General features: G+C 59.8%; 20 protein-coding genes. 7 read left to right on the forward strand and 13 right to left on the reverse strand.

Annotation, left to right across the window (positions count from 1 at the left end):
* Window positions 1-53: 53 nt before the first annotated feature.
* Window positions 54-2,084 carry a hybrid sensor histidine kinase/response regulator gene (locus KUIN1_RS12805; RefSeq protein WP_024641973.1) on the reverse strand — a complete coding sequence of 677 codons (2,031 nt, stop codon included), beginning with the start codon at window positions 2,082-2,084 and terminating at the stop codon, window positions 54-56.
* Window positions 2,081-3,565 (reverse strand): ATPase domain-containing protein, encoded by a 1,485-nt coding sequence (locus KUIN1_RS12810; RefSeq protein ID WP_116886498.1) that lies wholly within the window; start codon window positions 3,563-3,565, stop codon window positions 2,081-2,083. Before KUIN1_RS12810 ends, KUIN1_RS12805 begins: the two co-directional genes overlap by 4 nt.
* Window positions 3,566-3,784: 219 nt before the next feature.
* On the opposite strand from KUIN1_RS12810, the gene KUIN1_RS12815 reads away from it, so the two are divergent.
* Window positions 3,785-4,597 carry a crotonase/enoyl-CoA hydratase family protein gene (locus tag KUIN1_RS12815; protein WP_024641971.1) on the forward strand — a complete coding sequence of 271 codons (813 nt, stop codon included), beginning with the start codon at window positions 3,785-3,787 and terminating at the stop codon, window positions 4,595-4,597.
* A gap of 38 nt (window positions 4,598-4,635) precedes the next feature.
* The gene (nudC, locus tag KUIN1_RS12820) at window positions 4,636-5,472 is read left to right on the forward strand and encodes an NAD(+) diphosphatase (protein ID WP_024638799.1); all 837 of its coding nucleotides are present in this window, start codon (window positions 4,636-4,638) and stop codon (window positions 5,470-5,472) included.
* Here nudC and KUIN1_RS12825 read toward each other — a convergent pair.
* The 6 genes from KUIN1_RS12825 to KUIN1_RS12850 form a co-directional block, all read right to left on the reverse strand.
* Window positions 5,440-6,219, reverse strand: a complete 780-nt coding sequence (locus KUIN1_RS12825; protein ID WP_003402798.1) for a TSUP family transporter — start codon at window positions 6,217-6,219, stop codon at window positions 5,440-5,442. The genes nudC and KUIN1_RS12825 overlap by 33 nt on opposite strands.
* A 92-nt stretch (window positions 6,220-6,311) precedes the next feature.
* Window positions 6,312-7,460, reverse strand: coding sequence for a Gfo/Idh/MocA family protein (locus tag KUIN1_RS12830; RefSeq protein ID WP_003402795.1), 1,149 nt, complete (start codon window positions 7,458-7,460; stop codon window positions 6,312-6,314).
* 100 nt (window positions 7,461-7,560) lie between these two features.
* A complete protein-coding gene (locus KUIN1_RS12835) occupies window positions 7,561-8,328 on the reverse strand; it encodes an SDR family oxidoreductase (protein ID WP_024641970.1) in 768 nt (255 codons plus the stop codon).
* Window positions 8,329-8,355: 27 nt separating this feature from the next.
* A complete protein-coding gene (locus KUIN1_RS12840; RefSeq protein ID WP_003402791.1) occupies window positions 8,356-9,423 on the reverse strand; it encodes a phosphotransferase family protein in 1,068 nt (355 codons plus the stop codon).
* Window positions 9,424-9,636: 213 nt separating this feature from the next.
* Window positions 9,637-9,954 carry an SCP2 sterol-binding domain-containing protein gene (locus KUIN1_RS12845; RefSeq protein ID WP_003348992.1) on the reverse strand — a complete coding sequence of 106 codons (318 nt, stop codon included), beginning with the start codon at window positions 9,952-9,954 and terminating at the stop codon, window positions 9,637-9,639.
* 55 nt (window positions 9,955-10,009) lie between these two features.
* A complete protein-coding gene (locus KUIN1_RS12850; RefSeq protein WP_024651452.1) occupies window positions 10,010-10,720 on the reverse strand; it encodes a histidine phosphatase family protein in 711 nt (236 codons plus the stop codon).
* A gap of 205 nt (window positions 10,721-10,925) precedes the next feature.
* On the opposite strand from KUIN1_RS12850, the gene sohB reads away from it, so the two are divergent.
* Window positions 10,926-11,948, forward strand: coding sequence for a protease SohB (gene sohB, locus KUIN1_RS12860; RefSeq protein ID WP_003402788.1), 1,023 nt, complete (start codon window positions 10,926-10,928; stop codon window positions 11,946-11,948).
* A gap of 165 nt (window positions 11,949-12,113) precedes the next feature.
* On the opposite strand, the gene KUIN1_RS12865 is transcribed toward sohB, so the two are convergent.
* Both KUIN1_RS12865 and KUIN1_RS12870 read right to left on the reverse strand, forming a co-directional pair.
* Window positions 12,114-12,608 (reverse strand): DUF934 domain-containing protein, encoded by a 495-nt coding sequence (locus tag KUIN1_RS12865; protein WP_024641283.1) that lies wholly within the window; start codon window positions 12,606-12,608, stop codon window positions 12,114-12,116.
* Complete coding sequence (locus KUIN1_RS12870) at window positions 12,592-14,250, reverse strand: nitrite/sulfite reductase (protein WP_024638794.1); 1,659 nt, start codon at window positions 14,248-14,250, stop codon at window positions 12,592-12,594. Before KUIN1_RS12870 ends, KUIN1_RS12865 begins: the two co-directional genes overlap by 17 nt.
* A gap of 554 nt (window positions 14,251-14,804) precedes the next feature.
* Here KUIN1_RS12870 and KUIN1_RS12875 point away from each other — a divergent pair.
* Window positions 14,805-15,905, forward strand: a complete 1,101-nt coding sequence (locus KUIN1_RS12875) for an ABC transporter substrate-binding protein (protein ID WP_103712866.1) — start codon at window positions 14,805-14,807, stop codon at window positions 15,903-15,905.
* Between the two features lie 11 nt (window positions 15,906-15,916).
* Here KUIN1_RS12875 and metH read toward each other — a convergent pair whose 3' ends face one another.
* Window positions 15,917-19,636, reverse strand: a complete 3,720-nt coding sequence (gene metH, locus KUIN1_RS12880) for a methionine synthase (RefSeq protein ID WP_116886497.1) — start codon at window positions 19,634-19,636, stop codon at window positions 15,917-15,919.
* 157 nt (window positions 19,637-19,793) lie between these two features.
* Here metH and KUIN1_RS12885 point away from each other — a divergent pair, with 157 nt between their 5' ends.
* The 3 genes from KUIN1_RS12885 (at window position 19,794) to nfuA (ending at window position 23,973) form a co-directional block, all read left to right on the forward strand.
* The gene (locus KUIN1_RS12885; RefSeq protein ID WP_116830545.1) at window positions 19,794-22,106 is read left to right on the forward strand and encodes a fatty acid cis/trans isomerase; all 2,313 of its coding nucleotides are present in this window, start codon (window positions 19,794-19,796) and stop codon (window positions 22,104-22,106) included.
* A 180-nt stretch (window positions 22,107-22,286) separates the two neighbouring features.
* Complete coding sequence (locus KUIN1_RS12890) at window positions 22,287-23,309, forward strand: acyltransferase family protein (RefSeq protein WP_003402782.1); 1,023 nt, start codon at window positions 22,287-22,289, stop codon at window positions 23,307-23,309.
* Between the two features lie 70 nt (window positions 23,310-23,379).
* Window positions 23,380-23,973 (forward strand): Fe-S biogenesis protein NfuA, encoded by a 594-nt coding sequence (gene nfuA / locus KUIN1_RS12895; protein WP_011267703.1) that lies wholly within the window; start codon window positions 23,380-23,382, stop codon window positions 23,971-23,973.
* Between the two features lie 82 nt (window positions 23,974-24,055).
* On the opposite strand, the gene KUIN1_RS12900 is transcribed toward nfuA, so the two are convergent.
* Both KUIN1_RS12900 and KUIN1_RS12905 read right to left on the reverse strand, forming a co-directional pair.
* On the reverse strand, window positions 24,056-26,005 hold the full coding sequence (locus KUIN1_RS12900; protein ID WP_116886496.1) for an acetyl/propionyl/methylcrotonyl-CoA carboxylase subunit alpha: 1,950 nt from the start codon (window positions 26,003-26,005) through the stop codon (window positions 24,056-24,058).
* A complete protein-coding gene (locus KUIN1_RS12905; protein ID WP_024651448.1) occupies window positions 26,002-26,877 on the reverse strand; it encodes a gamma-carboxygeranoyl-CoA hydratase in 876 nt (291 codons plus the stop codon). Before KUIN1_RS12905 ends, KUIN1_RS12900 begins: the two co-directional genes overlap by 4 nt.
* Between the last annotated feature and the right edge of the window lie 12 nt (window positions 26,878-26,889).

Here is a 26,889-nt window from a genome sequence, read left to right on the forward strand (position 1 = left end):
GTAAATGAGCGGGCAACCGGACAAGTCTGCGCTACCTGAAGCCTGAGCATTGCTCAGGCTTCAATCATTTCCCGTACTTTTGAAGTCAGGTGATCGAACGCAAAGGGTTTGGTGATCAATTGCATCCCTGTGTCCAGAAAACCTCCGCGCACCGCCGCATGTTCTGCATAACCGGTGATGAACAGCACCTTGAGTTCCGGTCGCAGTTGCCTGGCGATTTCCGCCAGCTGCCTGCCGTTCATGCCTGGCAGGCCTACATCGCTGATCAATAGATCGATGCGCCGTCCGGATTCCAGGATCGGCACGGCGTCCGTCGCTTCGCCAGCCTCGATAAACGTGTAGCCCAGCTCGCCGAGCACTTCACTGACCAGTGCCCGCACGGCGGGGTCGTCTTCGACGATCAACACCGTCTCGCCATTCTCGGCATAAACCGCATTGCTCTGGAAGCTTTGCTCTGTTTCGTTCGCCAGCCCGCTAAAGCGCGGCAGAAACAGTTGTACGGTAGTGCCGACGCCGACCTCGCTCTTGATCAGGACGTGGCCATGCGATTGTTTGCTGAAGCCGTAAATCATCGAAAGACCCAGGCCCGTGCCCTGGCCGATGGGTTTGGTGGTGAAGAAGGGGTCGAAAGCGCGGCTGATGACAGTCTCAGGCATGCCACAGCCATTGTCGCTGACGCTCAGTACGACATAGTCACCCGGCAACAGGTTCTCATGGGCATTGGTGAAGGATCTGTCCAGTTGCTGATTGAAGGTCTCGACCACCAGCGTACCACCGTCAGGCATGGCGTCGCGGGCGTTGAGCACCAGGTTGAGCAGGGCACTCTCCAGTTGGTTGGGGTCGGCTTCTGCGGTCCAAAGATCGTGTGCCAGACGCAACTGCAGGTGAATGCTCTCGTTGACGCTGCGCTGCAGCAGTTCGTCCATGGCATTGACCAGATGATTCATCTCGACCGGCTTGGAGTCCAGCGACTGACGCCGTGAGAAGGCCAGCAGGCGATGGGTCAGGGCGGCAGCGCGGTTTGCCGACGTCACACCCAGGTCAATAAGGCTGTTCAGGTCCTCAGTGCGCCCACGTGCCAGCCGCCGCCTTATCAATTCCAGACTGCCGATGATCCCGGTCAGCATGTTGTTGAAGTCATGGGCAATCCCGCCGGTCAACTGGCCGACCGCTTCCATTTTCTGTGACTGGCGGAGAATCTCCTCTTTGTGACGCAGCTGCGAGGTTCGCTCTTCAACCTGTTGCTCAAGTGTTTCGTTGAGACGACGCAATTGCGACTCGGCCTGCTTGCGCTCGGTGATGTCAGACGTCACGCCCGCCAGTGAGCCGACCATGCCGTTCTTGCTGCGAGTGGCGCGGGCGCGTACATCCACCCAGTTGAGCGAACCGTCCGGCCAGACATTACGGTACTCGATGATCAGGTCGACACCGGTGTCCAGGCTGCGCTGCAACGCCGATTGCATTCTGGGCTGGTCTTCGAAATAAACGGCGGCCAGCCAGTCGTCGTAGTCGAGCGTGTTCTGCTCGTCGCGGCCGTAGTGACTTTTGGTGATGTTCGAGCAGGTCAGCTTGAGGTCTTCCGCCTCCAGTACCCATGAGCCCAGCCTGCCGGCCATCAGTGCATTCTGCAGGCGGCCTTCGCTTTCGTGCAGGTCCTCCATGCGTGCCCGGGCTTCATACTGACGTCTTCGACCGCGCACTGCCGTCATCACCAGGCTGACCAGCGTCACCGGATGGAAAGGGCGTTCGAGAAAGGTCACGTTACCCAGCAGGCTGCCCGTGCGCGCAGGCGGGGTGTGATCCGGTCCGCCGTGATGGGTCAGCAAGACGATAGGCAAGTCCGACCAGGGCGGCTGGCGACCGAGGAGTTCGAGCAACGGGGTCATATCTGCGTTGCGCAGTGCCTCGTCAGCGATGATCGCCAGGCCGGCCCCCATACCCAACTCTCTGACCAGCTCGGACACATCACGGGCTACCGTTGCCGGGTAACCCGCTTCGTCGAGAATGCGCAGAGCGATCTGACTGTCCCGCCCGCGTGGGGCGAGAATGATCGCGCGCTCTGACGACAGGCCTGGAGTACTCAAAGGTCGTCATCCTCAAGCAGCGGTTTCTTGTCACCCATGTACGACGGCACACCGCGCAGTACGCCCTGAAAGGCCTGCAATGGTTCGCCGATTTTCAATCCGTTGGAACTGATGCGGTACTCGCGGATAGTGGACTCGTGAGTACCGGTACGCTTCTTGATGATCGATATCGCTCGGCGTACCTGGCCCAATGCTTCGAAGTAGCGCAACAGAATCACGCTGTCGGCAAGGTAGGTAATGTCCACCGGCGAGCGCATATCGCCCACCAGTCCGTGCTGCGCAACGGTCATGAAGGTCGAGGCGCCCTGGCGGTTGAGGTAGAGCAGCAGCTCGTGCATGTGCAGAACCAGCGCGCTTTCTTCCGGCATCGCAGCCTGATAGCCGTTGATGCTGTCGATGACAACGGTCTTTATCTGCTTTTTATCCACCGCGCGTCTTACGCGGTGTGCAAATTCACCAGGGGACAACTCTGCGGCGTCGATCTGTTCGATCACCAGATTGCCGGTTTCCTGCAGCGCACGCAGGTCGATCCCCAGTTTGAGCATGCGCTCAAACAGCAGGCCCATTTCCTCATCGAATATGAACAGGCCAACACGCTCGCCGCGTGCGACCGCCTGCACGGCGAAAACCAGCGAGATGAGCGATTTCCCGGTCCCGGCCGGGCCGAGAATCAAGGTGCTGGAGCCGCCTTCGATGCCGCCGCCCAGCAGATTGTCCAATTCCGGGATGCCGCTGCTCAATTGGGAGCGCGAGTAGTTGGAGCGGTGTTCCGCCGCCACCAGGCGTGGAAAGACGAGAATACCGTTCTCGGCAATGGTGAAGTCGTGAAAACCGCCGCGATACTTCTGGCCACGATACTTGACGATTTTCAGGCGCCTGCGCTCGGCACCGTAAGTAGGTGTCAGTGCCTCAAGGCGAATAACGCCGTGGGCGACACTGTGCACAGTCTTGTCCAGCGCCTCGGTGGTCAGGTCATCAAGCAGCAGCACCGTCGCGTTGTAGCGGGTGAAATAATGCTTGATAGCCAGGATCTGCCGTCTGTAACGCAGCGAACTCTGCGCCAGAAGACGGATTTCCGAGAGGCTGTCGATCACCACGCGAGTGGGTTTGACGCGCTCGACCACCTCGAATATCTGCCGCGTCGCCTCACCCAGCTCCAGGTCCGAGGAGTAGAGCAGACTCTGGTGATGATCGGCATCGAGCAGGCTTTCGGGCGGCGTCAGTTCGAAGATATTGATATGTTCGTCGAGTTCCCAGCCGTGCGAGGCGGCACCCGAGCGCAACTCGCTTTCAGTCTCGGACAGGGTGATGTAAAGGGATATTTCGCCCGCTGCCGCTCCGGCCTGCAGAAATTGCAGGGCCACGGTTGTCTTGCCGGTTCCGGGTTCTCCCTCGAGAAGAAACACATGACTGCGTGAAAGACCCCCTGCAAGGATGTCGTCCAGGCCCTCAATGCCGGTTGCCGCTTTTGACGTATTCAAGTATCGCCCTCTGATAACCGTACAGGTTTTGTTGCTACTGATTACTGGACCTTCGCCTGATGCGACCGTTCCCCCTATTTGAGGGGGACAGCGATATCGAATATAGCCGGGCGGGTGATTTTCGCGTCCGGCAAATGTCACTTCAGTCCGGTTCCGGTGTGCCTGTTGCAGTTGTTATAGTCCTGCGCCTGAACACCCAACCTGCCTGAGGATCACGTCGTGACCGATTATCAAAGTTTCCGGGTCGATCTGGCCGACAGCATTGCTCACGTACAAATCAACCGGCCCGAAAAACTCAACGCAATGAACGAGTCGTTCTGGACGGAGATAATCGCCATTTTCGACTGGATAGAGCGTACCGACGAGGTGCGCGTCGTGATTCTCAGCGGGGCAGGCAAGCATTTTTCGTCAGGCATCGATCTGGCGCTGCTGGCCTCGGTCGCCAGCCAGATGGGCAAGGATGCCGGGCGTAATGCCCGCCTGTTGCGGCGCAAGATCCGTGACATGCAGGCTTCGTTCACTGCCGTGGACAATTGCCGGAAACCGGTTCTCGCTGCCATTCACGGCTATTGCCTGGGCGGTGCCATCGACCTGATTTCTGCGTGTGACATGCGTTACGCGGCCGCCGACGCGCAGTTCGCCATTCGCGAGATCGACATGGGCATGGCCGCTGATGTCGGCACGCTGCAACGGCTGCCAAGGATCATCGGTGATGGTGTGTTGCGCGAACTGGCCTACACCGGGCGTACCGTCGGCGCTGAAGAGGCGCAACGCATCGGGCTGGTCAATCGCACCTTCGATGACGCGGACGGTCTGTTGCAGGGTGTCCTGGCGGTGGCTCGGGAAATAGCCGGAAAATCGCCCATCGCCATCGAAGGCACCAAGCAAATGATCAGCTACATGCGTGATCACAGAGTGGCAGACGGTCTCGAACACGTTGCCATCTGGAACGCAGCCATGCTGCAATCACCTGACCTGAAGCTGGCGATGGCTGCGCAGATGAGCAAGTACAAGCCAGTCTTTGATAATTGATACATGACAAGGCTCGAGTTTGAGCGAAGGAGTTTCTAATGTCGCGCCCGGAGCGTTGGACAACTGCAGTTCTGGATGTCGAGGCCCCTGGCGGTTTGGCTGTGGTTCAGGGGGATCAGGGTTTTTTGCTGGACGCCAATGGGGTGATGTTCCCCAGGGGCTGGTTAGCCGGGCAGGACCTGCCGGTGCAGAGCGAGCACGGCATCGGTTATTTCGAGGGTGAGCCTGTCTACTTGCTGGTGCTTGAGCGCTCGGTTGCCGTTGAGGGCTGCGCCTGGCAAGGCTTGCGTCAGTTCATGCTGGAAGGCGATTTCGCTGTCTTCCAGATGCTCGGCTACGCCGCGCAGGTCAGCACATGGGCCAGGGAACACCGTTTCTGCGGTGCCTGCGGTCGTGCGACGGTGCAGATTCGCGGAGAGCGGGCGATGTTCTGCGAACATGACAACCTGCGGCTGTACCCGCGTATTTCGCCGAGCATGATTGTGCTGGTTACCCGCGGCGATGAAATCCTGCTGGCCCGCTCACCGCGGTTTGTCACCGGCATGTACAGCGCACTGGCCGGGTTCGTGGAGCCGGGTGAGTCTGCTGAAGACTGCGTACACCGCGAGGTGATGGAAGAGGTGCAGGTGCGCATCAAGAACCTCAAGTACCGGGGCAGCCAGTGCTGGCCGTTCCCGCACTCGATGATGCTCGGGTTTCATGCCGAATACGAAAGCGGCGAAATCGTGCCCCAGGCAGAAGAAATCGAAGACGCACGCTGGTTTCATGTCGATGACCTGCCGCCGTTACCGGCCAATCGGTCGATTGCCCGTTACCTTATCGAGGCGTATCTGGCCGAGCGGTCAGGCGCCCCCGAACCAGTGCTGCCAGGCTAGGCGTACGGTCAGGCCCAGCACCACAGTGATGAACACCGGGCGGATGAATTTGGCTCCGCCCTTGATCGCGGTGCCTGCACCGAAGTAGGCACCGAGCATTACCGCAAGGCCCATGCTCAGGCCGATGATGTAATCCACCTGGCCCGAGAAGATGAACACCGACAATGCCACGGCATTGCTGACGAAGTTCATGCTGCGTGCGACGCCGCTGGCCTTGACCAGGTCTACTGGATAGAGCAGCAGGGTGCTGACGGTCCAGAAGGCACCGGTGCCCGGACCGGCAACACCGTCGTAGAAGCCTAGGCCCAGCCCCTGTGGCAACTGCCATTTCTTCCTGATCGGCGCGTTGCTGTCCAGGGGCGCCTTGGGCGTGCCGCCAAACAACAAGTACAGCCCGCAACCGAACACAATCACCGGCAACATCTGGTTCAGCCACTCGGCTGGCAGGTAATGAGCGATCACCGCACCCAGTGCAGCGCCGACGGCGGTGCCGACCACTGCATGCAGCCATTGGCGTGGATCAAACAGCTTGCGACGGTAGAAGGTGAAACTGGCCGTCGCTGAACCAAAGGTCGAACTGAGCTTGTTGGTGCCCAGCACCAGATGCGGCGGCAGGCCAGCGGTCATCAGCGCAGGAGTGGTCAGCAGTCCGCCGCCGCCGGCGATGGCGTCTATGAATCCCGCTATGAAGGCAACCACGGCAAGAATGGCGAGGGTGGTCAGGTCGACGCTGAGTTCAAAGGGCATGGTGGCAGAGGGCTTATGGCGAGGGCGGCAAAGGGGCAGAATGACTGCCCGAACGTGGCGCATTATACCCTTTGTACAACGTTTGCAGGAAGTCAGATGTCGGTGAGCGCGACCCAGCGCTGCTCGGCTGCGGCCACGCGAATGGCCGTCGCCAGGCGTTCGATTTGCCACGCTTCCTCGAAGTCCGGGCCACGGCTGCGCTGACCACAGACGGCCTGGATGAGCGCTTGTACTTCGAGCGCCTTGAGCTCGTTGTAGCCCAGCTGGTGGCCGGGAGCCGGGCAGAATGCGGCGTAACCCGGTTGTGCGGGGCCGGCCAGCAGTCGCTGAAAACCATCGCGTCCGGCTGCGCCTGTACGGTAGAGGCGCAGCTCGTTGAGCCGCTCCTGATCGAACGCCAACGTGCCTTTGGTGCCGCTGATCTCGAAACTCAGGTGGTTTTTATAGCCGTGTTTGAGCCAGCTGCTGCTGAAGGTTCCGCGCGCACCGTTGGCAAAGCGCAGCAGCGCGTGGGTCTGGTCGTCCACCGCAATGGCGCGCAGTTGCTGGCTGCCGATGCTCGCCGGGCGTTCACGGTGTACGGTGCTGGCATCGGCGCAGACTGCTTCGATGTCGCCCAGCAAATGACGAGCCATCGCCAGCAAGTGGCTGCCCAGATCGGCCAGTGCACCGCCGGCATGCGCCGCTTCACAGCGCCACGACCAGGGTGACGCCGGATCGCCCATGAAATCCTCGCTGAACTCGCCCTGAAAGCTGACGATTTCGCCCAGTTCGCCGGCTTCGATCATTTCCCTGGCGAGTCCGATCATCGGGTTGTGCTGGTAGTTGTAGCCCACCTGGGTAACGACACCCGCAGCCTTGGCGCTGCGGCGCATTTCATCGGCCTCGGCGAGATTCACGGCCAGCGGTTTTTCGCAATACACCGCCTTGCCTGCGGCGATGGCAGCCATGGCCATGGGGAAGTGCAGGTGATTGGGGGTGGTAATGGCCACGATCTGTACGTGCGGATCATCGATCAATTGCTGCCAGTCAGCGTGGCTGCGGTCGAACCCCCAGGCGCTTGCGCATTGCTCGGCGCGTGCACTGTCGGCGTCCGCCAGCGCGCAGAGCCGGATGCGTGCGGGCAGATCAAGCGCAGCGTTGGCGTTGCCGAACGCCAACGCATGGGCACGGCCCATGAAGCCGGTGCCGATCAGTCCGATACCCAGTTGCGCAGGCGATGTGGAAAGTGATTCGCGCATGACATTCTCCAGACAGGATTGTTGTTATGCGGAAAATATATTCCATATATTTTAATAATGGAAAATTAATTCACCTTCTTTTTGCCAGTCCGGCGGTTCTTCAGGATAAAAAGCCCCCGTCGACGTTCAGCGCCACACCGGTGGTATAGCTGGAGGCTTCACTGGCCAGGTAAAGCACCGCGCCGGCCATCTCGCTGGGAGCGGCCACGCGTTTCAGCGGGATCTGGGACAGCGCCACATTGAGGATTGCGTCGTTCTTGACCAATGCGGATGCGAACCTGGTGTCAGTCAAGCCGGGAAGCAGGGCGTTGCAGCGAATACCGAATTCAGCGCACTCCTTGGCAAACACCTTGGTCATGTTGACCACGGCTGCCTTGGTCATCGAATAGACGCCTTGATAGGCACCCGGCGATACCGCGTTGATGGACGCCACGTTGATGATGCTGCCGCTACCGCTTTCGCGCATCAGCTTGCCGGCTTCCACGGACATGAAAAAGTAGCCGCGAATGTTGACGTCGACTGTCTTCTGGAAGGCGCCGGGATCGGTGTCCAGCACGTTGCAGAACTGCGGGTTGGTGGCGGCGTTGTTGACCAGGACATCCAGGCGCCCGAACTGTTGGCGAATCTGCGCGAATGCACTGTTTATCTGTTCCAACTCACCGATGTGGCAGGCAATGGCTGTTGCCTTGCCACCCTCGCTGACGATGGCGTCCGCCACTGCCTGGCAACCCTCGAGCCGGCGACTCGAGACGATAACGTGCGCGCCTTGCTGGGCCAGCAGCCGAGCAATGGCTTCACCGATGCCTCGGCTGGCACCTGAAACGAATGCAACCTTGCCATCAAGGTCGAATAGCTGGGTTCTGGACATATCATTTCCTTGTCTTGCCGCTGGCGGTCAGAGGCTGGTTTTTTCGATCACGCGCAGGCTCATCTGCTCCAGCAGCCTGTTCATGTGAATGAATTGGGCAAAGCGTTTGTCCTGGGTCTGGCCGTGAAAAAACCGGTAGTAGATCTGTTGCACGATACCGGCCAGACGGAACAGGCCATAGGTGTAGTAGAAATCGAAATTGTCTATGCGCACGCCTGCGCGCTCGGCGTAATAGTCGACAAAAGCCTGGCGGGTCAGCATTCCCGGCGCATTGCTTGGCTGGCGGCGCATCAGTTGCACCGTGGCTGGATCGTCGGCCTGTATCCAGTAGGCGAGGGTGTTGCCCAGGTCCATGAGCGGATCGCCGAGCGTGGTCAACTCCCAGTCCAGTACGCCGATGATGTGCATCGGGTTGGCCGGGTCGAGGATCACATTGTCGAAACGGTAGTCGTTATGCACGATGCTCGAGGTCGGCGAGTCGGCAGGCATTTTGTCTGCCAGCCAGCGCTTGACCTGCTCCCACGCCGGAGCGTCCGGGGTCAGCGCTTTCTCGTAGCGCTCGGACCAACCGGAAATCTGCCGCTGTACGTAGCCCTGCGGCTTGCCGAGGTCACCCAGACCACAGGCCTGATAATCGACACGATGCAGGTCTACCATTTTGTCGATGAAGTTTTTGCACAGCTGTTCGGTCTGTGTTGCATCCAGCGCCAGTTCCGGCGGCAGGTCAGAGCGCAGAATGATCCCCTTGACGCGCTGCATCACGTAGAACTCCGAGCCGATCAGTGACTCGTCCGTGCAGTGCAGATAAGCCTCCGGGCAGTAGGGAAAGGCTTCCTTGAGCTGATTGAGAATGCGGTACTCGCGGCCCATGTCATGGGCCGAACGCGCCTTGTGTCCGAAGGGTGGACGACGCAGTACCAGTTCCCGCTCAGGGTACTGAAGCAGGTAGGTCAGGTTCGATGCGCCGCCCGGAAACTGACTGATCGTCGGCGTGCCGTGAAGCTCCGGCACGTGCGCCTTCAGGTACGCGTCGATCAGGGAGGCGTCCAGTTCTTCGCCGCTGCGAATCTCGGTGGACTGGTCAGTCAGTGCCATACGTATCCCTTTTGCTTATTATGGTCAGCGCAAACTATTGACTAATCTAATGATCGTCCAATCCGCGATCAAGCGCAGGACGGCTTTATAGGCTAGCGTGTTGCCGGGCAATCAGTGGCTCTGATCGCTTTTTTATACAAAGGTGCGCATAAAAAAACCGAAGCCGGCAGGGCTTCGGTTTTCAGGTAGTGCAGTCTGCCGTGTGCGGCAGGTTTATACCGGGAACAGTTCGCTGAGCTTCATGGCCAGCATCATGTCGCCTTCGGCACGCAGCTTGCCACCCATGAACGCCTGCATGCCATCGGTCTCGCCGCTGACGATACCCTTGAGGGTCTGGCTGTCCATGACCAGCGTCACGTTGGCGTCCGGGTTTTCGCCTTCCTGCAGTTCGCAGGTGCTGTCCTTGACGATCAGTGCGTAGTGCTTGTCTTCGTCGGTGATGTTGAAGCCGAAGACCAGGTCCAGACCGGCAGCAGCAGCTGGGTTGAACTTGTTTTTCATGGTCTGTACGGCGTCTGCTACTGAGGTCATGTGGTGATCCTTTTAGAGTAAGTGCCAGCGTCCGACAGGACGCGATTGGCCGGGCTCAACGATAGGTGATGAGCTCCGGCGCCTTCAGCAGTTGCAAATGTGTGTAACCGTTGAAGGAAGCCAGGGTCACGTCGGTGCCTTTGAATTTAAGCTGGTGCAACGACGTATTGACGATGTGCCAGTGAAGCTCCAGTGCCTTTGATGCAGGCATTCCGGTAATCAGATGCAGCAGCGCGGTAATGGTGCCGCCGGAGGTGAATACCGCGATCCGCTCATGCGGGCCGGCAGCCTGGAGAATCCGCTTCAGGCCTGCCTCGACGCGCGCCACGAACGCCTGCCAGCTTTGCAGCCCCGGCGTATCGTGGTTGCCGCTCAGCCAGCGCCCGGTAATCAGGTTGAACAGGCGCTGGAACCCTGCAGGATTTGCCGCTGCATCGCGCAGTATATCCAGCGCTTGCGGTTCGTCTTCGAGCATGGCCGGTATCAATGCCCTGATCACGCCTTCGGCATCGAATTCATCGAAAGCGCTGTCCAGTTGCACCTCAGGCGTATCGAGGCCTGCTTCGCTGTACTGACCCAGTACATGCCGGGCGGTGTCTTTCTGGCGCATGAGCTCACCGGACACGCAGCGATCAAAGCTCAGCCCCTGCTTGGCAAGGTGGGCACCCAGCACTTGAGACTGACGAATCCCCACGGGCGACAGCACGTCGTAATTGTCGGCACCAAATGAGGCCTGGCCATGTCGTATCAGGTAGATGCTGCCCACGTCCGTTTCTTCTCGGTACGCCGAAGGTTCACCGAGGTTATGAGGGATGCCGGGGGACTGTCAATGAAAAAACATACGCTCGTTTGAAATCATCGTTTTAATGGTTTGTAACGGGTCATTGACTGGTGCGCGGCAAAGGGCGTCGGTATGCTGCATTCAGCACAGCCCTTGATTGGTAAGGGCCTGACACTCATGAGGGATATTCGTGGATTTCGTTGTCGATTACGCAAGTTTTCTGGCCAAGACCGTGACGCTGGTGATCGCCATCGTTGTGGTACTGGTTGCCATTGCGTCCATGCGTGGCAAGGGCCGTCGCAAGTCGTCCGGACAATTGCAGGTCACCCGGCTCAATGATTTCTATAAGGGCCTGCGCGAACGGCTTGAGCAGTCATTGCTCGACAAGGAGCACCTCAAGACGCTGCGCAAAGAGCAGGGCAAGGCACTGAAGAAAGAGAAAAAGCACGCCGAGCCCAAGGCTCGTGTCTACGTGCTGGATTTCGACGGGGACATCAAGGCCTCGGCCACTGAAAGCATGCGCCATGAAATCACCGCGCTGCTGACCCTGGCCACCGACAAGGATGAAGTGGTGCTGCGTCTGGAAAGCGGCGGCGGCATGGTTCACAGCTACGGCCTGGCGTCTTCGCAACTGGCGCGTATTCGTCAGGCGGGTATCCCGCTGACCGTATGCATCGACAAGGTCGCTGCCAGTGGTGGTTACATGATGGCGTGCATCGGCAACAAGATCATCAGCGCACCGTTCGCCATCCTCGGATCCATTGGCGTGGTGGCACAGCTGCCCAACGTCAATCGCCTGTTGAAAAAGCACGACATCGATTTCGAAGTGCTGACCGCAGGTGAATACAAGCGCACCCTGACCGTGTTTGGCGAAAACACCGAAAAGGGCCGCGAGAAATTCCAGCAGGACCTGGACATCACCCACGACCTGTTCAAGAACTTCGTTGCCAGCTACCGCCCGCAATTGTCCATCGACGAAGTGGCGACGGGCGAGGTATGGCTGGGCATGGCGGCGGTCGACAAGCTGCTGGTCGATGAACTCAAGACCAGTGACGAGTACCTGGCCGAGCGGGCCAGGAATGCAGACGTGTTCCACCTGCACTACGTGCAGCGCAAGAGCCTGCAAGAGCGCATGGGCATGGCGGCAGCCACCTCAGCGGATCAACTGGCCACCAAGTGGTGGGGACGTTTGACCCAGCAGCGGTTCTGGTAGTAGGTGTAGGTGAAAAGCTGACTTGAGTCGAACCCCAAGTCAGCTGAGTGTTACTGAACCGCTGTGTGACGCAGAGCGTCACGAACTGCATTCCCACGCGGAGCATGGGAACGATAGTCATCAGTTCCCGAGCCGTGCCTTTAGCCAAATCCCGGGATGCCTGAATCAGCGGCGTCGGAACAGCGGCAGCGGCTCGTCGGTCGCGGCCTGGTAGGTGACCGAGAAGTCCTTCAGACCTTCCAGTGCCTCGTACGGATCCTTGTCGGCACGCACCGCAAATGCGTCGAAGCCACAACGGTGCATGTAGAACAACTGATCGCGCAACACGTCGCCGATGGCACGCAATTCACCCTTGTAGCCATAACGATCGCGCAACAGGCGCGCATTCGAGAAGCTGCGACCATCAGTGAAGGCCGGAAAATTCAGAGCGATGACCTGAAACTGGTCGACATCCTCGCCGATTTCCTCGGCTTCCTCATCGCTGTCCAGCCACACACCCAGACCGCCATCGCGTGCCTTCAGCGCGTGCGCGTGTTCGCGCCACAGCGCCAGCGGCACGATCAGGTCGTCGCAGTTCGACAGGCTGTCAAAGGTCGTGTCCTTGGGCAGCAGATGCCAGGTTTCATCGATGACTTCGTTGTTCTTAATGATTCGCTGCATAGACGCGCTCCTTGAAAGGGTCAATGCCAATACGTTGGTAGGTGTCGATGAAGCGCTCGTCTTCGGTACGTTTTTCAACGTAGACGTCGATCAGCTTCTCGATCACGTCCGGCATCGCCTCCTGGGCAAAGGAGGGGCCGAGAATCTTGCCCAGGCTCGCATCACGGCTGGCGCTGCCGCCGAGCGAGACCTGATAGAACTCCTCACCTTTCTTGTCCACGCCCAGCACGCCGATATGGCCGACATGGTGGTGGCCGCAGGCATTCATGCAGCCGGAGATATTAAGGTCCAGCTCGCCGATATCGAACAGGTAGTCCAGATCGTCGAAACGACGCTGAATGGATTCGGCGATCGGGATCGACTTGGCATTGGCCAGCGAGCAGAAGTCACCGCCCGGGCAGCAGATGATGTCGGTCAGAAGGCCGATGTTCGGCGTGGCGAAACCATTGTCGCGCAGCTCGTTCCACAGGGTGAACAGCTCTCTCTGCTCGACATCGGCAAGGATGATGTTCTGCTCGTGGGAGGTGCGCAGTTGACCGAAGCTGTAGCGATCGGCCAGGTCGGCGATGGCGTCCAGTTGCTTGTCGGTCACATCGCCAGGAGCGACGCCGGTTGGCTTGAGCGACAGGGTCACGGCAATGTAGCCAGGCTTCTTGTGCGCCAGCACATTGCGTTGACGCCAGCGAGCGAAGCCGGGGTGTTGAGCATCCAGCGCTGCCAGTTCGGCGTGCTGATCGCTGAGCGCCTTGTATTGCGGGTCGACGAAGTGCCGGGACACGCGCTGCACTTCGGCTTCGGTCAGGGTGGTCTGACCGCCACGCAGGTGAGCCATTTCAGCCTCGACCTTGGCGGCAAACACTTCAGGGGTCAGCGCCTTGACCAGAATCTTGATGCGCGCCTTGTACTTGTTGTCGCGACGGCCATAGCGGTTGTAGACCCGCAGGATGGCGTCGAGGTAGCTCAGCAGGTCCTGCCACGGCAGAAACTCGTTGATGAAGGCACCGACGACCGGTGTACGGCCAAGACCGCCACCGACCAGAACGCGGAAGCCCAGCTCGCCGGCTTCGTTGCGCAATGGCTCGAGGCCGATGTCATGCACTTCGATGGCTGCGCGGTCACTGGTCGAGCCATTGATCGCGATCTTGAACTTGCGCGGCAGGTAAGCGAATTCAGGGTGGAACGTGGTCCATTGACGGACGATCTCGCACCATGGGCGCGGGTCTACCAGTTCGTCCGCCGCCACACCGGCAAACTGGTCGGTGGTGACGTTGCGCAGGCAGTTGCCGCTGGTCTGGATAGCGTGCATTTGCACGGTTGCCAGTTCAGCGAGAATATCGGGAACATCTTCAAGCGCAGGCCAGTTGAACTGTACGTTCTGGCGGGTGCTGATGTGCGCGTAGCCTTTATCGTAGTCGCGCGCAATTTTCGCCATCATGCGCGCCTGACGCGAGGTCAGCTGACCATAGGGCACGGCGACGCGCAACATTGGCGCGAAGCGCTGAACATAAAGACCGTTTTGCAGGCGCAACGGTCGAAACTCTTCTTCGCTCAGTTCCCCGACCAGGTAGCGTCGGGTCTGATCCCGGAACTGCTTGACGCGGTCCTCGATGATCTTCTGATCGTAATCGTCGTATACGTACATATAGGTCCTGTTCTCAGGCTTCGTCATGAAGCAGGGCAGTGGCGTCAGTCTGAAAAAAGCCCGCTGCTCGATGTTTCCTGCTTCATCTGGTCAATTCTGCGCGCACGGCCGCGCACTCCCCGGGGAGCGAAGGCGACGATAGCAGTTTGCAGTTATCGATAAAAGTGATGTTTATATATATGCAAATCACTAAAAGCGATAAGCAAAAAGACCACTGTTCATATCCCTGCTTGCCGTGTGGGCAAGACTCGACTTAACTGCATATTGACCGATGCTGAACAGGTGTCGGGATACTCCCATTCATGTGCAATCACCCACAAGACCGACAAGAGGCGATGCGATGAGCAAGCACCCGAAAGTAACCAAGCCGGGCAGATCCGTCGATACCTGGGCCATTTTATTCATTGTCATTCTGGCAGTAGGCGCCGCGATGTTCTGGGCCAGCAGCCAGTGACCGGCTGATAAAGAATCTGCCGAAAGTCTGCAGAACCTTGCTGCCGCAGCCGATAACTCGCTTTTGGCGATAAATCCCTGCTGCTTTAAGGTTCGTTGATATGAAGGCGTTATATGCTGGCTGGCTGGTACTGTGCAGTTGTCTGTGGGTCGGGGCGACACAGGCTGCCTCGGTGGTATTTCTGAGCCCCGGCGCAGAATCAGACGGTTATTGGCTGAGTTACTCCCGGGTCATGCAGACGGCTGCCGACACCACCGGCATGTCGCTGAAAATACTCTATACCGAGCGCGACACTCGCAGGTTGCTCGATCTGGCGCGAGCGACGCTGCAAGGGGACGAGCGCCCGGATTACCTGTTGTTCTCCAACGAGCTGAATATCGCCCCTGAAGTGCTGCGTATGTCCGTGGGCAGTGGGGTAAAGCTGTTTGCCGTCAACAGTACGCTGAACGCGGACCAGATTCGGATTCTCGGTGACCTGCCATCGCGTTATCCGGACTTCATCGGCAGCCTGGTGGGTAACGATGAGGAGGGCGGTTATCTGACGGCAAAACGGCTTATCAGTCTCGCGGCGCCTGGCGCGGATGGTCAGGTCATCGACATGCTGGCGTTTTCCGGGACCAACACCACGCCGGTTTCCCTGCTGCGTGAAAAAGGCATGTTGCGTGCCCTGTCGGAGCATCCAGAGGTGCATCTACGGCAGATTGCGCTGGGTGGCTGGCGACGCGATCGCGCGCTCGAGCAGGCTCGCGTGCTGTTCAAGCGCTACCCGCAGGCACGCCTGGTGTGGGCTGCCAACGAGCAGATGGCGTTTGGTGCAATGGAGGCATTGCGTGAGCAGGGCGGCAAGCCGGGGCAGGACGTGTTGTTCAGCGCCATCAACGGCACGTCACTTTCACTGCAGGCTCAGCTCAATGGCAGTCTGAGCGTGGTGGCGTCAGGGCATTTCACCCTGGGCGGATGGGCGATCATTCTCTTGCACCGCTATGACACGGCCCAACGCCAGGCCCGGCAACAGATCGGCGCACGCATCATCGATGTGGTTCACGTCGTCGAGCCGCAGGATGCGCAACGTTTTCTGGATGCAGCCAGCAAAGAACGTTACCGGTTCGATATCCAGGCATTCAATGTGGAGGCTTCTGGCGATGCGTCGCCATTTTCGCTGAAAGGCATGTTGCCGCCTGATCACTCAGGCGGCAGATGACCGGTCAGGCGTTACTCGTCGTAGCCCAGGTTCGGTGCCAGCCAGCGTTCGGTGACGCTCAGGTCCTGACCCTTGCGAGCGGTGTAGCTTTCGACCTGATCCTTGTCGATCTTGCCCACGGCGAAGTACTGCGCCTGGGGATGGGCGAAATACCAGCCGCTGACCGCTGCAGCCGGGAACATCGCGTAGTGCTCGGTCAGGAACACGCCGCTCTTGCCTGCCGTGTGCTCGGCGCTGCCTTCCGGTAGCGGATCGAGCAGGGCGAACAGGGTGCCCTTTTCCGTGTGATCGGGGCACGCCGGGTAGCCCGGCGCCGGGCGGATGCCCATGTATTGCTCCTTGATCAGCGCTTCGTTGTCCAGCGCTTCGTCCTGCGCATAACCCCAGTATTCCTTGCGCACCTGCTGGTGCAGCCATTCGGCGCAGGCTTCGGCGAGACGGTCGGCAAGCGCCTTGACCATGATCGAGTTGTAGTCGTCGCCTTTGTCCTGATAAGCCTTGGCGACTTCCTCGGCGCCGATGCCGGCTGTGGTGATGAACCCGCCGATGTAGTCGGTCAGGCCACTGTCCTTTGGTGCAACGAAGTCGGCCAGCGAGAAGTTCGGCTTGCCGTCGGGCTTGATGGTCTGCTGGCGCAGGTGATGCAGCTTCGCCAACGGCTTGCCGTCATCGTCATAGACTTCCAGATCGTCGTCATTGACCTGATTGGCTGGCCAGAAGCCGAAGACCGCGCGGGCGCTGATCAGCTTCTCGTCGATCAGCTTGCGCAGCATCTGCGTGGCGTCGGCGTACAGTGCGGTGGCCGCTTCACCGACCACTTCGTCGGTGAGGATGCGCGGGTACTTGCCAGCCAGGTCCCAGGAAATGAAGAACGGCGTCCAGTCGATGTACTCGGCCAGCACGTTCAGGTCGATATCCTGCAGGACCCGGGTGCCGGTGAACGTCGGTTGGGCCGGGGTGTAGTTTTCCCAGTCGAACTGCGGCTTTTTAGCCACTGCAGCGCCGTAACTCAGGCGCTCGGTACGCGCGCTGCGTGCCGAGGTGCGTTCGCGTACTTCGACATATTCCAGGCGGGTCTTTTCAATGAAGGCCGGCTTCAGCTCTTTCGACAGTAACTGGGTCGCGACGCCGACTGCTCGGGAAGCATCGGTGACGTAGATCACGGCATCATTGCTGTATTTGGGTTCGATCTTCACCGCCGTGTGCGCCTTGGAGGTGGTCGCGCCGCCGATCATCAGCGGCAGGTGGAAGTCCTGGCGCTGCATTTCCCGGGCAACATGCACCATTTCGTCCAGTGACGGCGTGATCAGGCCGGAGAGGCCGATGATGTCGCATTTCTCGTCGCGGGCCACTTGCAGGATTTTCTCGGCAGGCACCATTACGCCCAGATCGACGATGTCGTAGCCGTTACAGCCCAGTACCACGCCGACGATGTTCTTGCCGATGTCATGCACGTCGCCCTTGACCGTCGCCATCAGGATCTTGCCCTTGGCTTCGGGCTTGTCGCCCTTTTCCAGCTCGATGAACGGAATCAGGTGCGCCACGGCCTGTTTCATCACGCGCGCGGACTTGACCACCTGGGGCAGGAACATCTTGCCTGCACCAAACAGGTCGCCGACCACGTTCATGCCCGCCATCAGCGGGCCTTCGATCACTTCGATAGGCCGCGCGAACCCCACGCGCGACTCTTCGGTGTCCTGCACGATATGGGTGGTAATACCCTTGACCAGCGCGTGTTCCAGACGCTGATTGACCGGCCAGCTGCGCCATTCTTCGGTTTCGGCTTCCTTGACGCTGCCATCCCCCTTGAACTTGTCGGCAATCGCCAGCAGTGCATCGGTGCCCTCGGGGTTGCGGTTGAGCACCACGTCTTCGACACAGTCGCGCAGTTCGGCGGGGATCTGGTCGTAGATTTCCAGCTGCCCGGCGTTGACGATGCCCATGCTCAGGCCATTACGGATCGCATGCAGCAGGAACACCGAGTGGATCGCCTCGCGTACCGGGTTGTTGCCGCGGAACGAGAAAGATACGTTGGACACGCCACCCGAGGTCAGCGCATACGGCAGCTCGTCACGGATGTAGGCGCAGGCGTTGATGAAGTCCACGGCATAGTTGTTGTGTTCTTCGATACCGGTGGCGATGGCGAAGATGTTCGGGTCGAAGATGATGTCTTCCGGCGGGAAGCCCACTTCGTCGACCAGAATGTCGTAGGAGCGCTTGCAGATTTCCTTCTTGCGCGCTTCGGTGTCGGCCTGACCCAGTTCATCGAAGGCCATGACCACCACCGCCGCGCCATAGCGCTTGCACAGGCGGGCGTGATGAATGAACTGCTCGACGCCTTCCTTCATGCTGATGGAGTTGACGATGCCCTTGCCCTGGATGCACTTGAGGCCGGCCTCGATCACTTCCCATTTCGAGGAGTCGATCATGATCGGTACGCGGGAGATGTCCGGCTCGCCTGCGATCAGGTTGAGGAAGGTCACCATGGCCTTCTTCGAGTCGAGCATCCCTTCGTCCATGTTGATATCGATCACCTGAGCGCCGGCTTCGACCTGCTGCAGGGCGACTTCGAGGGCTTCGGTGTAATTGTCTTCACGGATCAGGCGGGCGAAGCGGGCGGAGCCAGTGATATTGGTACGCTCGCCGACGTTGACGAACAGCGACTGGCGATCGATGGTGAACGGTTCGAGGCCCGACAGGCGGCAGGCCTTGGGGATGTCCGGAATTTCCCGCGGCGCGTAACCCGAAACCGCCTCGGCGATCGCCTTGATGTGCGCCGGTGTCGTACCGCAGCAGCCGCCGACGATGTTCAGGAAGCCGCTCTGGGCGAATTCTTCGATGATCTTCGCCGTCTGGCTCGGCAGTTCGTCGTATTCGCCAAATGCATTCGGCAAGCCGGCGTTGGGGTGCGCGGAGACATGGGTGTTGGCTTTATTGGCCAGCTCTTGCAGGTAAGGACGCAGTTCGCTGGCGCCCAGTGCGCAGTTCAGGCCGACCGAGATAGGTTTTGCATGGCTGATCGAGTTCCAGAACGCTTCGGTGGTCTGGCCGGACAGGGTGCGCCCGGATGCGTCGGTGATGGTCCCGGAAATCATGATCGGCAGCTCAAAGCCGACTTCTTCGAATACACCCTGTACGGCAAAGATCGCCGCCTTGGCGTTGAGCGTGTCGAAAATGGTCTCGATTAGGATCAGGTCGGCACCGCCTTCGATCAGCCCCTTGGTCGCTTCGGTGTAGTTCTCGACCAGTTCGTCAAAGGTCACATTGCGATAGCCGGGGTTATTGACGTCCGGCGACAGCGAGCAGGTGCGACTGGTGGGGCCCAGCACGCCGGCCACGAAACGCGGCTTGTCCGGGGTTTCCAGTGTCTTGGCGTCTGCGACCTTGCGCGCCAGGCGTGCGCCTTCGACGTTCAGCTCGTAGACGATCGATTCCATGCCGTAATCGGCCTGGGACACCTGGGTGGCGTTGAATGTGTTGGTTTCAAGGATGTCGGCGCCGGCATCCAGATAAGCCTTCTCAATGGCGCCGATCACGTCAGGGCGGGTCAGGATCAACAGGTCGTTGTTGCCTTTGACATCACTGGGCCAGTCGGCGAAACGTTTGCCGCGATAATCCTGTTCTTCGAGCCTGTAGCTCTGGATCATGGTGCCCATGCCGCCATCGAGGATCAGGATCCTCTGTTTCAGAGCAGTGAGAAAGGCTTGATGGCGGGCGCTGCGGTCAGACATGGGGGCTACCTTGAGAAGGTCGATTCTTTAAAGAACGGGATGATAGCAAACCGGAACGGTTTTGGTGGTGTTGCGCCTTTTGCATGAAAATCATTCATGTTGGAGTGGGTGGTGCCCTTGTAGAATCGTGCCATTTTAATATCAGAGCCCATGGCATATGCAGCACCGTTTGTTGGCAAGCGTCGCCTTGCTTTTTATCTGCTGTGCTGTCCAGGCCCAGACTCCTGTACCCCCCGTCACACCGGCATCCCCGGCGATTTCCTATGTAAAGGACATCCAGCCGATCCTCACCGAAAAGTGCGTTGCCTGCCACGCCTGCAATGACGCTCCCTGCCAGCTGAATCTGGGCAGTGGCGAAGGTGTGACCCGCGGCGCCAGCAAAGTCTCGGTCTATCAGGGCGAACGCAGCGAGGCGGTTGCGCCGACGCGTCTGTTTTATGATGCGCGTGACACCGACGCGTGGCGCGACAAGGGGTTCTACTCAGTATTGGAAGCGCAGGGCAGCCAGGCGGCATTGATGACGCGCATGCTTGACCTGGGGCGCAGCGCACCCTTGCCAGCCAACAGCAAGATTCCGGATGACATCGCGCTGGGCATCAATCGCGAAAACGTCTGCCCACTGCCCGGCGAATTCAATGCTTATGCGGCTGCCCACACGCAGCAGGGCATGCCGCTGGCGGTCGCCGGCCTGACCGATGCCGAATACCAGACCCTGCAGCGCTGGCTGGCCGCCGGTGCGCCGGTCGAGCAGCAGGCCATTACCCCGAGTGTCACCGAGGCGGCGCAGATCAATGCCTGGGAGGCGCAGTTCAACGAACCTGGGGCGAATCAGGCGCTGGTCGGTCGCTGGCTGTTCGAGCACCTGTTCCTGGCGCACATCTATTTCGAAGGCGGTGAGGCGGGGCACTTCTTCCAGTGGGTGCGCTCGCGAACTCCGAGCGGTAAACCTGTGGACCTGATCGCGCCCCGTCGTCCCGACGACGATCCGGGCAGCGACTTCTATTACCGGCTAATCCCCGTGCAAGGAGTGATCGTTCACAAGACCCACATTACCTACGCCATGAGCCCGCAGAAGCTGGCGCGGGTCAGGCAGTTGTTCTACGGGGCCGACTGGAAAGTCAGCGCATTGCCGGGTTACGGCCCTGGCCATCGTGCCAATCCGTTTCTGACCTTCGAAGCCATTCCGGCAGCGGCGCGTTATCAATTCATGCTCGACAACGCCGAATATTTCGTCCGCACGTTCATTCGCGGGCCGGTCTGTCGCGGGCAGATCGCCACAGACGTGATTCGCGATCAGTTCTGGGTGCTGTTTCAGGACCCGTCGCACGATCGTTACATCACCGATGCGACGTACCGCGGGGAGGCCACGCCCTTGCTGGCCATGCCGGGGCAGAACGATGACGTGGGCAGCGTGCTGAGCCTGTGGCTGTCCTACCGCGACCGACGCAATGAGTATGAAGACCTGCGCCGCGACAGTTACGCGAAAATGCCTGCGCCGGGCTGGAGCACGCTGTGGGCAGGCAATGACAATGCCTTGCTGACCGTTTTCCGCCATTTCGACAGTGCGTCGGTCAATAAAGGGCTGATTGGTGACGTGCCGCACTCCATGTGGCTGTTCGATTACCCGTTGCTGGAGCGTACCTATTACCAGCTGGCGGTGAACTTCGACGTCTATGGCAATGTTGCACATCAGGCCCAGACGCGGCTGTATTTCGATTTGATCCGCAACGGCGCCGAGATCAACTTCCTGCGCCTGATGCCTGCCGACCTGCGTGAAGACATGCTCAGTGATCTTTATCAGGAGGGCGGCAAAATCAAGATGTGGCTGGATTACCAGAAGATCGACGACGATACGCCGACGGGCATCAAGCTCGATGAAAAGGCCGCTCAGCGTGACTTTGCGTCCAGGCTGATCGAGCGCTTCGGTACCTTGAATGCCGCGCCTGACCCGATCAACCGCTGCACCGGGGCGTATTGCTCGCGGCCTGGCCTCGACAGCAGCTTCGCTCAGGCAGAACAGGCGCTGAGCCGATTGACGTCGCGTCCTGCGGCGGGTCTGAAGGTCATCGATCAGTTGCCGGAAGCGAGCATGCTGCGCATCGAGGGCAGCAATGGCAAACGCGTGATCTACAGCATGCTGCGCAACCGCGCGCACAGTAATGTCGCGTTTCTGCTGGGCGAGTCGTACCGCTATATTCCGGGCCTGGACACGTTGACTGTTTACCCGGGCGTGCTCAGCAGTTACCCGAATTTCATCTTCAATATTCCGGTCGCACAGGTGCCGGCCTTTGTCGATGCCATGCAGCAGAGCAAGGATCAGGCGAGTTTCGAGCAGATCGTCCAGCGTTGGGGCATCCGTCGTACTCACCCGCTGTTCTGGAGCTACTTCCACGATCTGAATCGCTACGTTCAGGAAACTGAACCGCGCGAAGCGGGTGTGCTGGACATGAATCGCTACGAGAACCTCTGAAAAACGGGGGCTTCACGCCGCAGGCCCTTGTGCAACATGGCCTGCGGCCATCTTTACTTCCTGAACGAAATGTATCTTGCGCGATCTTTTTTTCAAAAAAGTGGTCCGAAATGGTGCGCGTCATAGGCCGGTTTATTCAGCGGCTCATGATTGAAAGTCAGGAAGTAGAGGTTTTTCGTGATGTTGATTTCAGTTCAGGCCCTACGGGCGTTCGCAGCGTGGGTCGTGGTGTGCCATCACTTCATGCAGATTTTTTTCGATTTCAAGGCCAGCGGCCCGGTAGGGCAGTTCTTTGTGTCAAAGGGCGCGGTCGGCGTCGATATCTTCTTCGTCATCAGCGGTCTGGTGATCTTTTTGTCGACGCAGAACAGCGACATGCCGGCACGGCGCTTCATTCTGCATCGCCTGATTCGCATCGTTCCGGCCTATTGGCTATACACCGCCGCCATGGGGTTGCTACTGCTGATTGCAGCACCGATGCTCCCGCACCAGGTGATCGGCTGGCAGAATTTCCTCTTGTCACTGGTGTTCATTCCTTCCGAGAATCCCGGGGGCTATGGTCTCTACCCGACACTCAACGTTGGCTGGACGCTGAACTACGAGATGTTCTTCTACCTGCTGTTTTCGATGGTATTCCTCTTTCAACAGCGCCACCGGCCGTTGATCATTGCCGCAGCGCTGTTTGCGGTCAGTGAGGTTCTGGCCCGCGCCGGGCTGATCAGCCGCTTCTATGGCAACGACATCATTTACGAATTCCTGTTGGGTATCGGTATCGGCATTCTCTATCGCCGGGGCTGGATCAAACAGGCGCTATGGCTGCCGCTGGCAGGCATAGCGGTCGGGCTGTATGCGATCAATAACCTGAGCAACGAACAGCGCCTGCTCAACTGGGGCCTGCCGAGTGCCTTGATCGTGCTGTCGTGCATTTCGCTGGAGCCTTATTTTCAAGGCAATCGCTTGCTAAAGGTGCTGGGTGACTGCTCGTATTCGGTGTACCTGCTGCACGTTCTGGTGCTGTACGGCGGCTTGCTGATGGCGCAGCGCTTTGGCCTCAATCCCTATGTGGTCTTCGCCTTCTGCGTGCCGATCATCGCCATCGGTGCCTGGGTCAGTTATGAGTGGATCGAGAAAGGCCTGTACCGCCGGATGAAAGCCTGGCTGGATGCGCGCAGGGCGGTCAGTCAGGCGCAGGCATTAACCTGACAAAAATACTGGGACTTTGTGTGAAGCGGCCGATTGGCGTAAACTGCACGCACGTCTGCGAGGAATTTTCATGACCGCTATCACTATTACCGATGCCGCCCACGATTATCTGGCCGATCTGCTGGAAAAGCAGAATACCCCGGGCATTGGCATCCGCGTATTTATCACCCAGCCCGGCACTCAGTACGCCGAAACCTGCATTGCCTACTGCAAGCCGGGTGAAGAAAAACCGGAAGACAAGGCCATCGGCCTGAAGAGCTTTACGGCCTGGATCGACGGCTTCAGCGAGGCCTTTCTCGATGATGCAGTGGTCGACTACGCCACCGACCGGATGGGCGGGCAGCTGACTATCAAGGCACCGAACGCCAAAGTGCCGATGGTCAATGCCGACAGCCCGATCAACGAGCGCATCAATTACTACCTGCAAACCGAGATCAATCCGGGCCTCGCCAGCCATGGCGGTCAGGTCACGCTGATCGATGTGGTCGAGGAAGAGACGAAGAACATCGCCGTGCTGCAGTTCGGCGGTGGTTGCCAGGGTTGTGGCCAGGCCGATGTCACGCTGAAGGAAGGTATCGAGCGCACGTTGCTTGAGCGTATTCCCGAGTTGTCGGGCGTTCGCGATGTTACCGACCATACGCAGAAAGAAAACGCCTACTACTAGGCGTCTCTTTTTTGCAAGGAAGTTGCTGCACGAAAACGCCCTGACTGTTCAGGGCGTTTTCATGTGTGGCGGTTGACGAGCGTCAGTCCAGCTCCACCAGCACCGCGCCTTCGTTGACCATCTCTCCCTCGTGGCAGTAGAGCGCGGTAATCACTCCGGCGCTGGCGGCGCGGATGCTGTGTTCCATCTTCATGGCTTCCAGCACCACCAGTTGCGCGCCAGGCTCGACAGCCTGACCCACTTCAACCAATACCCGTACGATGCTGCCATTCATCGGTGCTGTCAGGCCTGCATGCTGACCCTCACCGACGTCTGCCTGGGCGATGGCGTCCAGGCGGGTGACGGTTTGCACCTCGCCTTGCCATTCGAGATACAGCGTATTGCCGCTTCGTATCGCCAGGTGTCGTTGGCGCACACCGTTGTGCTCGACCTGCAAATGCTCGCCACTCAGAGTGAATAACGAGGGGCTGCTGTTGCGCAGGCAGGTGTTGCGGGTTAGACCGTTGCAGCTCAGTCGCAGATCCGTCTGCGCAGGCAGGCCGGCGCGAAAGCCGCTGCTGACTGCCCAGGGCGAATACGGATCGGCTTGATCGATGCGTGCCGGTTCGCTCTGGCTGAAGGCCTCGGCAGCGGCCTGCCAGAATGTCTCGTCCGGCTCATTGGTGTGCGGCAGCAGTTGCGCCTGATGGCGGGGAATGAAGCCGGTATCAAGCTGCGCGGCGGCGAACGCTGGATGCGCGATGATCCTGCGCAGAAACGCCAGGTTGGTCCTGACTCCGCCCACTGCAAATTCATCGAGCATGGCCAGCAGGCGCAGGCGGGCTTGCTCGCGGTCTTCGCCCCAGGCAATCAGCTTGCCGAGCATCGGGTCGTAGAAGGGCGAAATGCTGTCGCCCTCGGCAACGCCGCTGTCCACCCGCCTGCCGGGGCCGGGCGCAGGCTCTCTGTAGAGCTCCAGCGTGCCGGTGGCCGGAAGAAAGTCGTTGACCGGGTCTTCGGCGTACAGACGGACCTCGATGGCGTGGCCGGTCAGGGGCACCTGCTCCTGGGTGATGGGCAGCGATTCGCCTCTGGCGACACGGATCTGCCATTCCACCAGGTCCAGACCCGTGATGTACTCGGTGACCGGATGCTCCACCTGCAGGCGGGTATTCATTTCCATGAAGAAAAACTCGCCGCGTGCGTCCAGCAGGAACTCCACCGTACCCGCACCGACGTAGCCGATGGCTTGTGCGGCTTTCACCGCGGCTTCGCCCATGGCCTTGCGCAATGAGGCCGTCAGGCCGGGCGCCGGTGCTTCCTCGACGACCTTCTGGTGTCGGCGCTGAATGGAGCAATCGCGCTCATTGAGGTACAGGCAGTGGCCATGCCGGTCGGCAAACACCTGGATTTCGACATGGCGCGGGGTGAGCACGTACTTCTCCACCAGCATCCTCGCGTCACCGAACGAGGACAGCGCCTCGCGTTGCGCCGAAGCCAGCGCTTCGGCCAGTTCGCCCGTATGCTCGACCACTTTCATGCCTTTGCCGCCGCCGCCAGCGGTGGCTTTCAACAGCACCGGGTAGCCGATACGCTCGGCAGCGGCGCGGAACGTCTCGACGTCCTGTGCTTCACCGTGATAGCCCGGCACCAACGGCACGCCTGCCTGCTCCATCAAGGCCTTGGCGGCGGATTTGCTGCCCATTGCATCGATGGCCGAGGCGGGGGGGCCGAGGAAAGTCAGCCCGGCGTCTTCGACGGCACGCGCAAAATCGGCGTTTTCAGACAGAAAACCGTAGCCGGGATGGATCGCGTGCGCGCCACTCGCCCGGGCGGCTTCGATAAGCCTGTCGATCGCCAGATAACTGTTTGCGGCCTTGCTGCCGCCAAGGTCCACGCAGAGGTCGGCCTCTCGGCTATGCCGTGCGTCACGGTCGATGGCGCTGTGCACGGCGACCGTGGTAAGGCCCATGTTTTTCGCCGTGCGCATGATGCGGCAGGCGATCTCGCCGCGGTTGGCAATCAACAGCGTGGTCAGCTCGGGCATGCTCATGATTGCGAGTCCTTCTGAGGTTCGTGCCGGGCTGTCGAGGCTGCTGGAACGGGATTGCCAGGCGGTTGATCCTTGACGGACTGCCAGCCAGGTGTGCGTTTCTGCAAAAACGCGCGCAGGCCTTCCTGGCCTTCGGCACTGGTGCGGATACGCGCGATTGCGCTTTCGCAGTAGCGACGCAGCGCGGGGGTCAGCATACCGCTGCCGACTTCGCGCAGCAGCTCCTTGCTGACTCGCATGGCCTGCGGGCTGTTGAGCAACAGGTTGTCGACCCATTGCAGCGTTCGATCTTGCAGTTCTGCAGCCGGGTAGCACTCGGCGACCAGACCGATCTGCTGCGCCCGCTGGCCATCGAAGCGCTCGGCCGTCAGGGTGTAACGTCGCGCAGCGCGTTCGCCGATGGCCTGTACCACGAATGGACTGATAACGGCCGGCGCCAGGCCGATGCGCACTTCGGACAGGCAGAACTGCGCATCCACCGCTGCAATGGCCATGTCACAGCAACTGATCAGGCCCAGCGCACCGCCGAAAGCTGCGCCCTGGACGACGGCGAGCGTCGGTATTTTCAGCCTGGCGAGGCTGTACATCAGCTCCGCCAGTTCGCGGGCGTCGTCCAGATTGGTGTTGTAATCCAGGTCTGCTGCCTGCTGCATCCACGCCAGGTCGGCACCGGCACTGAAATGCCGGCCACGGCCACGCAACAGCAGAAAACGCAGGCTGGTATCGCCTTGTACCTGGTCCAGGGCGATAATCAGCTCGCGGATCATCTGCGCGTTGAAGGCGTTGTTCTTGTCCGGTCGATTCAGCCACAGCGTGGCAAAGCCACGTGGGTCGTTGATCAGCTCTATGGTTGCGAATGAGGTCGAAGTCATGGTCATTTCCCG

This window comes from Pseudomonas sp. KUIN-1, from assembly GCF_009176725.1.
Lineage (GTDB): Bacteria > Pseudomonadota > Gammaproteobacteria > Pseudomonadales > Pseudomonadaceae > Aquipseudomonas > Aquipseudomonas fragariae.